Origin of the sequence: Arthrobacter sp. TS-15, from assembly GCF_006964045.1 — a bacterium.
Classification (GTDB): domain Bacteria; phylum Actinomycetota; class Actinomycetes; order Actinomycetales; family Micrococcaceae; genus Arthrobacter.
The window spans coordinates 78,497-90,623 of record NZ_SDXQ01000041.1 but is presented as its reverse complement, the minus strand read 5'-3'; the positions used below and the strand labels follow the sequence as shown (position 1 = coordinate 90,623).

Annotated in this window: 12 protein-coding genes; 9 read left to right on the top strand and 3 right to left on the bottom strand. The window is 60.8% G+C overall.

Annotated features, from left to right (window positions below):
* Window positions 1-51: 51 nt before the first annotated feature.
* A complete protein-coding gene (locus tag EU811_RS17210; protein ID WP_142939542.1) occupies window positions 52-1,389 on the bottom strand; it encodes a LysM peptidoglycan-binding domain-containing protein in 1,338 nt (445 codons plus the stop codon).
* A 255-nt stretch (window positions 1,390-1,644) separates the two neighbouring features.
* Here EU811_RS17210 and EU811_RS17205 point away from each other — a divergent pair, with 255 nt between their 5' ends.
* Window positions 1,645-1,998: an Rv2175c family DNA-binding protein gene (locus EU811_RS17205; protein WP_142939541.1), complete on the top strand. Its 354-nt coding sequence runs from the start codon at window positions 1,645-1,647 to the stop codon at window positions 1,996-1,998.
* 180 nt (window positions 1,999-2,178) lie between these two features.
* Here the strand turns inward: EU811_RS17205 and EU811_RS17200 are convergent, their stop codons facing one another.
* Both EU811_RS17200 and EU811_RS24755 read right to left on the bottom strand, forming a co-directional pair.
* Window positions 2,179-3,273: a polyprenyl synthetase family protein gene (locus tag EU811_RS17200; RefSeq protein WP_142939540.1), complete on the bottom strand. Its 1,095-nt coding sequence runs from the start codon at window positions 3,271-3,273 to the stop codon at window positions 2,179-2,181.
* Complete coding sequence (locus tag EU811_RS24755) at window positions 3,270-3,560, bottom strand: hypothetical protein (protein WP_446698061.1); 291 nt, start codon at window positions 3,558-3,560, stop codon at window positions 3,270-3,272. The genes EU811_RS17200 and EU811_RS24755 overlap by 4 nt, the downstream gene beginning before the upstream one ends.
* Between EU811_RS24755 and EU811_RS24750 the strand changes: the two genes are divergently transcribed.
* The 8 genes from EU811_RS24750 (at window position 3,559) to EU811_RS17160 (ending at window position 12,125) form a co-directional block, all read left to right on the top strand.
* Window positions 3,559-3,828, top strand: coding sequence for a hypothetical protein (locus tag EU811_RS24750; protein WP_446698060.1), 270 nt, complete (start codon window positions 3,559-3,561; stop codon window positions 3,826-3,828). The two genes, EU811_RS24755 and EU811_RS24750, sit on opposite strands and share 2 nt — an antisense overlap.
* Before the next feature lie 92 nt (window positions 3,829-3,920).
* Window positions 3,921-5,183 carry a DNA polymerase IV gene (gene dinB, locus EU811_RS17190; RefSeq protein ID WP_142939538.1) on the top strand — a complete coding sequence of 421 codons (1,263 nt, stop codon included), beginning with the start codon at window positions 3,921-3,923 and terminating at the stop codon, window positions 5,181-5,183.
* Window positions 5,184-5,423: 240 nt separating this feature from the next.
* On the top strand, window positions 5,424-5,792 hold the full coding sequence (locus EU811_RS17185) for a DUF3040 domain-containing protein (RefSeq protein ID WP_142939537.1): 369 nt from the start codon (window positions 5,424-5,426) through the stop codon (window positions 5,790-5,792).
* A 481-nt stretch (window positions 5,793-6,273) separates the two neighbouring features.
* Window positions 6,274-6,705 carry a division/cell wall cluster transcriptional repressor MraZ gene (gene mraZ, locus EU811_RS17180; protein WP_142939536.1) on the top strand — a complete coding sequence of 144 codons (432 nt, stop codon included), beginning with the start codon at window positions 6,274-6,276 and terminating at the stop codon, window positions 6,703-6,705.
* A gap of 168 nt (window positions 6,706-6,873) precedes the next feature.
* Entirely contained in the window at window positions 6,874-7,872 is a 999-nt protein-coding gene (gene rsmH / locus EU811_RS17175) for a 16S rRNA (cytosine(1402)-N(4))-methyltransferase RsmH (RefSeq protein ID WP_142939535.1), read from the top strand.
* The gene (locus tag EU811_RS17170; RefSeq protein WP_142939534.1) at window positions 7,869-8,537 is read left to right on the top strand and encodes a hypothetical protein; all 669 of its coding nucleotides are present in this window, start codon (window positions 7,869-7,871) and stop codon (window positions 8,535-8,537) included. The genes rsmH and EU811_RS17170 overlap by 4 nt, the downstream gene beginning before the upstream one ends.
* Before the next feature lie 42 nt (window positions 8,538-8,579).
* A complete protein-coding gene (locus EU811_RS17165; RefSeq protein ID WP_142939533.1) occupies window positions 8,580-10,376 on the top strand; it encodes a peptidoglycan D,D-transpeptidase FtsI family protein in 1,797 nt (598 codons plus the stop codon).
* Window positions 10,377-10,478: 102 nt separating this feature from the next.
* The gene (locus EU811_RS17160) at window positions 10,479-12,125 is read left to right on the top strand and encodes a UDP-N-acetylmuramoyl-L-alanyl-D-glutamate--2,6-diaminopimelate ligase (protein ID WP_142939532.1); all 1,647 of its coding nucleotides are present in this window, start codon (window positions 10,479-10,481) and stop codon (window positions 12,123-12,125) included.
* The last annotated feature ends 2 nt before the right edge of the window (window positions 12,126-12,127 follow it).

The window sequence follows — 12,127 nt, the reverse complement described above, 5'->3', positions numbered from 1 at the left end:
GGGCCCGAATCCACAAGGGATGCGGGCCCCTTCCAAGGTGCAGCTGACGGTCTAGCCGAAAGTGCGCTGGCGTGCCTTGATCGACTCGACGTAGCGCTTGGTGTCGTCGTACATGCCGTATTTGCTGACTGAATACTGGCCCTGGTAGTACCCGGCGATTGCCGTGTCCAGGTCCTTGCTGGTGGCAATGAGCGTCCGAATGATCGCCACACCTGCGGTGGCATTGTCGTAAGGGTCCAGAAGGTTGAGCTTGCGGCCCACCAGATCCGAAGCCCACTGCCCGGAGGAGGGGATAACCTGCATGGTGCCGATGGCATTTGCGGGGGAGACGGCGCGCTGGTCAAAGCCGGACTCCTGTTCGGCGAAGGCCAAAGCCAGGGACGGGCTCACACCCATGCGCCGTGCGGTGTCGGCAACGATGCTCTTCATCTCAGCGCGGCTGGGCACCGGCGAAGCATTCAGTAGTGCCTTGTTCTCGTTTGCTGAGCTGACTACTGCCGGCGGGTAGGTGAAACCCAGGAACGTGCTGGGTACCAGCGGCTTGGTCTCTCCCGCAGGCTGCAGGCCGGCGCCCGGGATGGTGAGCTTTTGGCCCGGGTAAATAACGGTGGTGGCCGTTACGTTGTTATTGGCGGCCATCAATGCAGCCAGGGTAACCCCGTGGCGGGAAGCGATGGAACTGAGGGTGTCGCCTGCCTTGATGGTGTAGGAACCTGTACCGGCCAGCGGGGCGGGAGCAGGCGCAGGAGCTGCCGGTGCTGATGGCGCCGATCCTCCACTGACCTTGATTTTCTGGCCGGGGTAGATGATGGAGCTTCCGTTCAGCCCGTTCCAGCTGAAGATGCTGGACAGGGGAACGTTGTGCTTGGCTGCTATGGCACCCAAGGTGTCTCCGGGGACCACGGTGTAGACGGTGGCGGTGGTGGGGGCGCTGGGTGCACTCGGGGCAGCAGGGGCCGGCCGCGTCGGTGCTGCCGGGGCGGTGCCAGTGAGCTTGATGGTCTGTCCCGGGTAGATCAGCGTGGTGGCAGAAAGCTTGTTCAGCTGAAGAACGGCCGTGGTGTCCAGGTTGAAGCGGCGCGCGATGGCGCTGATGGTATCGCCGCGGACAATCGTGTAGGTGTCCGGTACGGACGGGGCCATGGGGCGCAGGGCGGCCGGAAGGGTGGCCGCCACCGCATTGGCAGGAATGACTGTGCCCACGTTGACTGCTTGAGCCTTCATGGCGGCGGCAAGCGTTGCCGGGATCTTTCGTGGTTGCGGCGCCGGTGTGGCCATGGACGGTTGGGCCAGGGCAAGTGAGGACAAAACCACGGCGGGAAGTGCAGCCGTGGTTGCCGCGATAACCGGCATGCTCATGGTTCGTTTCGGCGAACGGGGCGTCGTCATGGAATGTGTCCTCATCTCAAACAGCGGGGGATTGTTACTGCTGTTGTCAGTGTTACCAACGTGGCTGATGTTATCAATGATGCAAATGTGATCAGTGTGAATCTCTCATACTTAGTCGATCAGCACAACAATTCCTGTCAAACCGAACACACAGCCACAATTCACGCAGATGAACGGCCCCTGTAAAGCGTCGGCACGCCATCGTCGTCGAACGTCAGCTAGGCGCGGGGCGGGGCGGCGTGGCAACCTTATTCCGTGAGTAATGTAGAAAGCCTTGTTTCCGACTGGCTGCCGCTGCCGGATGTCGCCGAATTATTGGAAGTTTCCATCACCAAAGTCCACGGACTTCTGGATGAGCGTGCGCTGGTCGCCATCAGGCGGGGAGAGCGGAACATCCGCTCCATCCCGGCCCTTTTTGTCCAGGACGGGCATGTTGTAGACAGCTTGAAGGGAACCGTTGCGGTTCTCAGCGACGCCGGCTACAACGACGAAGAATTGATTATCTGGCTTTTCACGCCGGATGAGTCATTGCGGGGGCGTCCCATTGACGCCCTGCGCGAGGGGCGCAAGACAGAGATCCGGCGTCGCGCCCAGTCTTTGGCCTGGTAACGCCTTCGACTTTCCAACCGGCCTCCTCACGAGGAGGCCGGTTAAAATGCCGACGACGGCGGTGACTCTCACCGCCGTCGTCGTCGCATGTGTATTAGGCCCCTCCATTCGTTGGGGGCGCTTCACAAGTGCTTTGAATTCGGACCGTCCAAGGTATCCGCGTCGGGCAAGGGTTCCGCGTCAGGCCGCACGGCTGACAGCTGCTTCGGCCAGCTGGCGCAATGCCACCAGCGGCAGTTCCTCAAGGGGCAGGCGTTCAAGAGCTTCGAAGGCTCTATCGCTTAGCTCGCCGATCAACGCTTCCGTGGCTTCCAAAGCACCGCATTGGACCATGATGCGCCGAATCTCAGCTACTTCGTCCTCCATCAGGAGAGGGTTGCCGAGCATGCGGTCAAGGTAATCTGCCTCGGCGCGGGGTGCCTGGTTGATGGCAAACCCAACCAACACGGTCCTTTTGCCTTCCCGGAGATCGTCCCCGGCGGGCTTGCCGGTAGTTTCGGGATCTCCAAAGACACCCAGAACGTCATCGCGCATTTGGAATGCTTCGCCTAAGGGCAAGGAGAACTCCGAATACCCAGTCATCAGGCTGGCCGGTGCGCCGGCAAGTGCACCGCCCAACGCCAACGGGTGCTCAGTTGAGTATTTAGCGGACTTGTACCGAATGATGGATTGTGCCCGCGCCACAGATCCCGCCCGGTCACGCACGGGGCCGGCCACTTCCTCCAGGATGTCCAGGTACTGACCTGCCATCACTTCAGCCCGCATCACGTTGAAGATCCGGCGTGCAGGGCTTCCAGCTGCTGCCCGGGGGCCGATTTCCGTAAACGATTCCTCGCTGAAGGAAAGGCAGAGGTCGCCGGTCAGGATGGCAGCCGCATCCCCAAACCGCCCGCTGTCCAGCGCCCAGCCATTGACTTCATGGAGCTGGCTGAACCGTTTATGCACGCTGGGACCGCCGCGGCGGGTGTCGGATCGGTCAATGATGTCGTCGTGGATCAGGGCGGCCGCCTGGAAGAGTTCCAAGGCGCACCCGGCGGTGACAATGTCCTGGTCGTCGGCAGCGCCTCCGGCGCCCCTCCAACCCCAGTAGCACATCAGTGCCCTGAGGCGTTTGCCGCCGGTAACGAGGGCCGAAATGGATCCGATGAGTGGTTCGGCGTCCGGAGAAACCGACGCCATGAGTTCCTGTTGGGAGGACAAGAACCCGTTCAACCTGCCGGCGACACCGCCAATGAACTGTGCCTGCTCCGAGCTGACAAGTGAAGCGGCCGTCACTTGACGGACCCGGCCGCCACGTTCGCACCGATAGTGAACGTAGAGACGCCTTCTTTTTGCCTCACCGAGACATTCACCGTTTCGCCGTCACCACGAATGAAATCCAAGGACGTGACGTTCCCAACAGCGAACGGTCCCGGGACAAGTTTGAAGCCCTGAGCTTCCATGGAGGTCTTGTAGTAGTCCACAACACCCTCGGGTGGGGCTTTGACCGTTCCAACCAGAGCCACGGTGGCTACTGCCTCGCTCTTATCCACGCTGCTTGAACGAATGGAAGTGTTGGGCATGACCGGAATAAGTTGCGCAGGAAAACCAGGAACCAGCGCATTTACCGTTGCTGTGGTGTCCGGTGCCGGCGCGGGCGATTCGGTGAACGTCGTAGTTTCAGGTGAGGCTGTGGACCCCGAAACGGACGGCGATGGTGTTGACGTCGCCTGGGTGGATGCCGAAGCGGCACCAGATGTGGACGGCGCTGCCGTACCGCCGGGCGATGGTGTGCATGCTGACGCCGCCAAAGCGACACTGACTGCGAGCAGGGCAAACCCTCGCGATTGAGGAGTTCCAAAGAGCTTCACAGGGTATCCTTCCTGGGGCTGAGCCGGACTGTGCCTCCAGTTTAGTCAGTGGCCGGGCATAGTATTGCCGATGTGAGGCAGGAAGCATTCGGTGGCGCTCAAAGCGCCGGTAGCAATCCCGCCCGCAGCGCCGGAGATGCTCTGCGGGAAATGCGGCGAACCAGCATACTTCACGTGGATATGGACGCCTTCTTTGTCTCCGTCGAACTGCGTAGCCGTCCGGAGCTTCGAGGCAAGCCTGTGATCGTAGGATTCCCCGCGGAACGATCGGTAGTACTTTCCGCTTCCTATGAGGCCCGTGCCACGGGCGTGAAGTCGGCCATGCCGATGTCCATCGCCATGAGGCGGTGTCCTTCTGCGGTGATCATCAACCCCCGGCACAAGGAGTATTACGAGGTCTCAGCCCGGCTCATGGAGATCTTCGCTTCCATCACAGACCTTGTGGAGCCGCTGAGCGTAGACGAGGCATTTCTGGATGTGAGCGGGGCAATTCGTCGCCTTGGGTCACCGATGGACATCGGCCACCTCATCCGCCGCAGGGTCCAGTCCGAACTTGGCATCACGGCATCCGTAGGAATCGCCAGCACCAAGTTCGTTGCCAAGATCGCATCAACGAGGTGCAAACCTGACGGCATCCTCCAGATCGATGCCGAGGATTCCATCCGTTATCTGCATAGTCTTCCTGTCGGCGCATTGTGGGGTGTTGGAGGAAAGACGGCCGAAGTGTTGTCGCGTCTGGGCATCCGCACGGTGGCCGATGTCGCCGCAACCCCGCTGGCGTCGCTCAAAAAAGTTCTGGGAGCCAGCGGTGAGCACGTTCACCGCTTGTCCATGGGTATTGACCCGCGCCCGGTAACTCCAACCAGGCTTGAGAAGAGCATCGGAGCGGAGGAGACGTTCTCCGTGGATACGTCAGAAGAGGCCTTGCTGCACAGGGAATTGCTGCGCCTGTCGCACCGCACTGCCATTCGGCTGAGGAGCTCAGGCATGCTGGCCAGGACCGTGGCGCTGAAGCTTCGCTACGCGGACTTCTCAACGGTCACACGCAGCCGCACCATGCAGACCCCCGTGGACAGCGCCCAACTGATCTACCAAGTGGCCGTGCAACTCCTTGAATCCTTGGGCACCCGGTCCATGAGCGTTCGATTGGTAGGGGTGCGTGCCGAGCAATTGGAGCCGGCAGGTCAGACGTCTCTGCAGTTAAGCCTTGATCGACGGGATGACAACTGGCGGGCGGCCGAACAGGCATTGGACCGTGTCTCCGAGCGTTTCGGGTCCAAAACCCTTCTTCCGGCCCGGTTACTGGAACCCGGCAAGCCCGCAACGGACACCTGAGGAACGAAGGGGTTTTGCGGCAGGACTCCGGGCGTCTTTCAGAACGGCGTCCGACAAACTATCCTATTTATTACAGAGATTTAGATCGTCTGGACAAACTGTTTCCTGAACAGTCGGCCCCGAGATGCCCGCTGAACCAAGAGGGGATTTTCGGGGAACGATTTTCTTGGTCCGATCGTTATGGAAACAGACGCACAGGAAGCGTTATGTCCAGACGCTGGCTGACTAAAGGAGGTCGCGATGCCCCTCTCGGAGCACGAACAGAAGCTGCTTGAGCAACTTGAAAAGCAACTTCATGAGGACGATCCGAAGTTTGCCAACACCATGGGGTCGGATCCCATCCGCAGCTGGTCTACCCGGCATGTGATCATAGGTGTGCTTGGTGCCATTGCCGGTATCCTGCTCCTGCTTGTTGGAGTATCACTGCAGGCGATACCTGTGGGTGTCCTCGGCTTCGTTGTCATGGGTGCTGGCGTCTATTTCGCTACGTTGCGTGGCGCGGCCTTCGGCAAAGCCAGCAAAGGGAAGCCCGGTAAGAGCAAACCAAAGAGCTCGTTCATGAGCAGCCTGGAAGAGCGATGGGACGAACGGCGTCGCGACGACAACTGACAGTCCGCTTCGAATCGGCGTTAGGCTGCCACGACCTTTCCTGAGTCAGCCTTGTCCCTAAGGTGCCAGGGGACATAACGAAAGACCCGCGCTGCGGGTCTTTTCGCGTTTAAGGCTAAAGATCCTTCAGCCAGGAAATGCCAGTCCGTTTCCCCATCCACGGACGTTCCAAGGCTCGCTCCACATTCCACCCTTTTCTCCACATTGCTCCCCGTGCCTCCGATCAGTGCCGTATTTGCCGGTTTTCGTGTGCGAAATTCGGAAGCGGGGCCCGGGCGACTCTCTGCCTCCGCATGGTTCCTCCACTTTCCGCCACCACCCGGAAAACCGCGTGAGTTCAGGGCGGAAGAATCTCAAAGTGGTGGAGAAACGCTCCCTGGTGCGTTGACTGTGGGGCGTTGTGGAGTAAAGTGGAGAACATAAGAGGGTAGTGGCAGTGTTGGGTATGTGCGGGCACCTTGATTGAGGGGCGGTGGGGCCAGTGTTTCTGGGTACTCACTCGCCGCGTCTCGATGAAAAGGGTCGAATCATCCTTCCAGCCAAGTTCCGCGAGGAGCTTGCCGATGGACTGGTTCTCACCAGGGGCCAGGAACGCTGCATCTACGTCTTCAGCCAGAAAGAATTCGAGCGCATTCACGAGTCGATGCGGGAGGCACCACTGTCTTCCAAACAGGCGCGTGACTACATTCGGGTTTTCCTGTCTGGAGCCTCTGATGAGGTACCTGACAAGCAGGGGCGCGTAACGATTCCGCCGGCGCTCCGGGCTTACGCAGGGCTTGGTCGGGAGCTGGCGGTCATTGGAGCCGGTACCCGGGCCGAGATCTGGGACGCCGAAGCTTGGAATGAATACCTCAACGAGAAGGAAGCAGCCTTCTCGGAAACGGATGACGAGAATCTGCCCGGGTTCATCTGACCCTGGTTGGATGAAGCCGCAGTCCAGCTTCTTGAATGGGATCTCCAGCCGCCCATCGAACTGTCTTCCTGGCTCAACTTCCCCTGAGCCAGGCCGGCGGCCGATAGGCGCGGATGGGGATCCGATTCAAGAAACAGCATGTAAGCGATTGAGGAAAGAGGAGGCAGCGTGGAAGAGCAGGACGCGGCAAAGCCCACATCGGAGCGCCACGTGCCCGTCCTGAAAGACCGCTGCATCAACCTGCTCGCTCCCGGATTTGAAGCTGCCAGAAAACGCGGTGATACCCCCGTGGCCATCGATGCCACCTTGGGTATGGGCGGACACTCGGAGGCAATGCTGCAGCGTTTCCCGGATCTCCACCTCGTGGGCATCGACCGCGACGAGGAAGCCTTGGCTCTGGCCGGTGCCCGATTGGAACCCTTCTCCGACCGTACCGACCTTGTCCACGCGGTCTACGACGAGATCGAGGACGTCCTTCTGGACCTCGGCATAGCAGAAGTCCACGGCATTCTGATGGACCTCGGGGTCTCCTCATTGCAGCTCGATGAGCGTGAGCGGGGCTTCGCCTACTCGTACGACGCACCCTTGGATATGCGGATGGATACCAGCCGCGGACAAACAGCGGCTGATGTAGTCAACAACTACAGTGAAGACGAATTGGTGCGCATCATCCGCAAATGGGGCGAAGAGAAGTTCGCCGGGCGGATAGCCAACAGGATCGTCAATGCCCGCACGGACAAACCTTTTGCAACCACGGGGGAGCTCGTAGAGCAGATCCGCAGCGTTGTCCCTGCTGCAGCCGCCAAAAGTGGCGGACACCCCGCCAAGCGCACCTTCCAGGCTTTGCGGATTGAGGTCAACGAAGAACTCGATGTCCTGGAACGGGCAGTTCCGGCAGCTGTGTCCGCGACTGCCATGGGGGGTCGGATCGTGGTGATGTCTTACCACTCGCTGGAGGACAAGATCGTGAAGTCAGTCTTCCAGTCTGGTTCCAAATCATCTGCGCCACTCGGTTTCCCGGTGGAGCTTGAAGAACATAAACCCGAACTTAGGACCATCACCAAGGGCACGGAAGTGCCTACGGCAGCTGAAATCGCTGAAAATCCCCGTGCGGCGTCTGCCCGGCTGAGGGCAGTGGAGCGTATCAAACCGAGGAGAGACGCATGAGCAACGCCGCAGCGAAGATTTTGCCCTCCACAGTGGGTAACCCTGCCGGCAGCCTTTCCGCGCCGTCGGAGAAGGCCGAAACCGGTCGCAAAGCCCGCACACCCTTGTCGGTGGTACGCAGTGCCCCGGGCAAGCGGAGGACGCCGTTCGTCGTCCTTTGCTTTGTGGCGATGGCGGCCGCACTCCTGACGGTTCTGGTGTTGAACATCTCCGTGTCCACGGCGCAGTACCAATTGGTGCAGCTGAAAGCCGAAGCTGCAACGCTGAATAAGGAAAACCAGGACCTGACACAGAAGAAGCAGAACTACGAAGCTCCGCAGAACCTGGCTGCGAAGGCAGCAGAATTGGGAATGGTTGCTTCCACGGTCAAGGGTCAGATCGATCTGAACACCCTGGCAGTGACCGGCAAGGCATCACCGGCGGTCAAGGGAGACAACCCCGGTGCCCTGCTTGCAGCCCCGGCCGTTGAGGGGTTGATTGATGTGGTTCCGTCGGTGACAACCAAAGACCCCTTGGAAAGCCGCACTACGGAAGCAGCTCCGGTGGCTCCGGCAGCAACGCCGTCCACCCCGGCAGCACCCACCGCGTCCCCTGCCGCTGCCCCGCCTGTTGAACTCCACGGGGGATCGGTACCGGCACCCCGGCAGAAGGCACCAGGGCAGTAGATCGTCAGACCACCGAAGCAGGGCCAGCAGCAAGGAATCAACGTGGCAAAGAACCCCGGCACATCGACAAAAACGAAGACGCCGGCGGCAAGAAAGCGGTTGCGCGTTGGCCTTGGCATCATGCTGACCCTGCTGCTGGTGGTGGGCGGCAAGCTTTTCATGGTCCAGGGCCTGGACATGGGCGGCATGGCTGAAGCCGCCTTGGCGAGCCGCCTGACTCCGCAGGTACTCCCTGCCGAGCGGGGACAGATCGTGGACGCAAACGGCACAGTGCTGGCCAGTAGTGTGATCCGGTACAACATCGTGGTGGACCAGACGGTCAACACCGGGACAGAAACCTTCCATCGCTTCAATGAGAAGACCGAGAAGCTGGACGAGATCACCCGAGATCAAGGGATTGCCGACCTCGCTGGGCTTCTGGGGGCAGACGAAAGCACCATCCGCACGTCACTGACCGGAGACAAGAAGTACTTCATGGTGGCAAAGGACGTGAAGCCGGAGCTGGAAGACCGGATCTCGAAGCTGTATATCCCCGGACTCAGCGCGGAAGGCGTCAGCAAGCGCGTTTATCCCAACGGCAGCGTCGCCGGAGGTGTGGTCGGTTTCCTCAAGGACGGAACCAGCGGCCAGGCTGGTATAGAGCAAACGCAGGACGAGATTCTTCGTGGTGTAGAAGGTAAACGTGTCTTCGAAATAGGTGCTGACGGACTCAGGATTCCGGTGGCGACAGATGAACTCACTCCGGCCGTCGATGGCAGCGACGTCAAACTGACCATCAACACTGATATCCAGTACTTTGCCCAGCAGGCCATCCAGAGCCAAGTCAACAAGATGAACGCCGAGTGGGGTTCCATCATTGTGATCGACACCAAAACGGGCAATCTCATTGCCTTGGCCGATACCAACGCGCCGGACCCCAACGACCCCGGGAAAGTCGATGCCAAGGATCGCGGCGTCAGGTCCGTAACAGCCGCCTATGAGCCCGGTTCCGTGCAGAAGATGATGACCGCCGCGGCCGTGATCGAGGAGGGGAAGTCATTTCCCCTGGACCACTTCACCATCCCTTCGGCCTACACCATTGACGGGCAGACGTTCACCGATGCTTTTGAGCACGGCACTGAAGAGCGCACCCTTGCCGGAATCCTGGGGTGGTCCATGAACACCGGAACGGTGATGGCCGGTAGCCGGCTCACCAAGGAACAACGGTACGACTGGCTGAAGAAATTCGGTATTGGAGAGCAAACGGATATTGGGCTTCCAGCGGAAGCTACCGGCATACTGGCCAAGCCCGAGCAGTGGGATGACCGCCAGCAGTACACGGTGCTTTTCGGTCAAGGCGTTTCCCAGTCGACACTCCAGACAGTGCGTGCTTTCCAGAGTATTGCCAATGATGGCGTGATGCTGCAGCCCAGGCTTATTGACAGCTACATCACTCCGGAGGGTGAGGAACAGAAAGTTCCCGCGAAGGACTCACGCCAAGTGGTTTCCAAGGAAACTGCCCAGCAGGTCCGGGACATCCTGGAAAGCGCCGTGACCGAGGGGCAGATCAAGGATGCAGCCATCGACGGTTATAGGGTGGGGGCCAAGACGGGAACGTCCCAGGCACCCCGCGAGGATGGGCTGCCCGGCTTTGACGGTTTCACGGCCTCCATGGTGGGCATGGCCCCCATGGATGACCCGAGGTTCATCGTGGAAGTCGTCCTCCAACGGCCCAAAGGAAACATCTATGGCGTCACTAATGGGCCGGTGTTCCGGTCCGTGATGTCCCAGGTCCTCCGGACCTACAACGTGGCCCCGTCCACCGGGACGCCCGCGCGGTTGCCGCAGTTCGTCAAGTAAGCTTCTTGGGCGTCTGTTTCGGCTAAATATCGATCCACCACCAACGGCCTGGGCGCCGCCGGCCCCAAGCCGGTCGTTCCACGAGCACCAACGGAGAACCACGTGTCAGAGCACCATGAGGCAGCTACCAGCGCCACGACCCCGGACGCCGGCCAGAGCGGCTTTCGCCCCGCATCCGTGGCTGCAGTACCGTTGGCCACCATCGCGGAAACACTCGGTGTTGCCGTTCCTGCCGCCAGCCAGGACAGGGGAGTGACGGGCATTTCCCTCAACTCGCGGGCTGTCGAAGCCGGCGACCTCTATATGGCCCTGCCCGGAGCCTCCCGCCATGGTGCGGACTTCGTTCCGCAGGCTATTGACGCAGGTGCGGTTGCGGTCGTGACGGACGACGCCGGAGCGCGCCAGCTGGCGCTTGCAGGTGACCAGCCCGTACCGGTACTCATTGTCGCCGAGCCGCGTACCGCCGTCGGACGCCTGGCCGCCTTGATCTATCGCAGCCAGCCGGCGGATGGCGGGTTCCCGACTCTGTACGGGGTTACGGGTACCAACGGAAAGACCACCACCACCTATTTCATCAACTCCTTGCTGAGCGCCTTGAAGAAGAAGCCCGGCCTGATCGGGACCATCGAGATCCTTGCGGGCGGGGCGGCGATCCCCAGCCTCCTCACGACCCCGGAGTCCACGGATGTCCATGCGTTGCTGGCTCTGATGCGCGAACGGGGCTTGGACGCGGCATCCATGGAAGTTTCATCCCACGCGATCTCCTTCCGCCGGGTGGACGGAGTGATGTTCGACGTTGCCGGCTTCACCAATCTCACCCAGGACCATCTGGACCTTCATGGCAGCATGGACGAATACTTCCGAACCAAGGCGGAACTCTTCACTGCCGGAAGGGCCAGGCGCGCGGTGGTCACAGTGGACGATCACTGGGGCCGCAAGCTGGCCGATTCAGCCGACATCCCGGTAACCACCCTCGCAACCAAGCCCCCCGTTGAGGGCAGCGCCGACGCCGACTGGAGCGTTGGGTCCATCACGGCGCGGGGGCTGGGGTCGGAATTTGAGCTCAGGCACGTCGACGGCCGAACCCTTCACGTCCACACCGGCCTGCCGGGAGACTTCAATGTGGCCAATGCAGCCCTGGCTACGATCATGGTCCTGGCATCCGGCGTCGACGAAAAGACGCTCCAGACTGCCTTGGATGCGCATGACCCCTTCACTGTTGCGGTCCCCGGACGCATGCAGCTCGTTTCAGCAGAGCCTGCCTCGGTTGTTGATTTTGCCCACAATCCGGACGCTCTGTCCCGTGCCCTGGAAGCCGTTCGTTCTCCGAAAGAGGGATCGCGGGTCATCGTGGTCTTCGGTGCAACGGGCCAGCGCGACCAAGGCAAGCGGCCCACCATGGGCGCAATCGCTGCCCGCCTGGCCGACGTCGTGATCATCAGCGATGACGATCCCCACGACGAAGACGCAGCAGCCATCCGGGCCGAGGTCCTCCAGGGCGCCTACGCTGCACGGGACTCCGAGGAGCTGAGTAGCGAAATCATCGAGTCTTATCCAAGGGATGCCGCCATCAGACTGGCCGTCAACGTGGCCACCAAAGACGACACCATCCTCATCGCCGGGCGTGGCCACGAGGTGTGGCAGGAGGTCAAGGGCGTGAATCTTGCCTTGGACGACAGGGTGGAGTTGCGGGCCGCCTTGACATCCAAGGGATTCAGCGTTTCAACGGACCAGCGGATAGAGTCCTAAAC

What these genes read in the sequence shown, in the direction of transcription:
- EU811_RS17210 (WP_142939542.1), bottom strand. Translation starts at nt 1,389, where the DNA reads ATGACGACGCCCCGTTCGCCGAAACGAACCATGAGCATGCCGGTTATC.
- EU811_RS24750 (WP_446698060.1), top strand. Translation starts at nt 3,559, where the DNA reads ATGACCGGAATAAGTTGCGCAGGAAAACCAGGAACCAGCGCATTTACC.
- EU811_RS24755 (WP_446698061.1), bottom strand. Translation starts at nt 3,560, where the DNA reads ATGCCCAACACTTCCATTCGTTCAAGCAGCGTGGATAAGAGCGAGGCA.
- EU811_RS17185 (WP_142939537.1), top strand. Translation starts at nt 5,424, where the DNA reads ATGCCCCTCTCGGAGCACGAACAGAAGCTGCTTGAGCAACTTGAAAAG.
- EU811_RS17170 (WP_142939534.1), top strand. Translation starts at nt 7,869, where the DNA reads ATGAGCAACGCCGCAGCGAAGATTTTGCCCTCCACAGTGGGTAACCCT.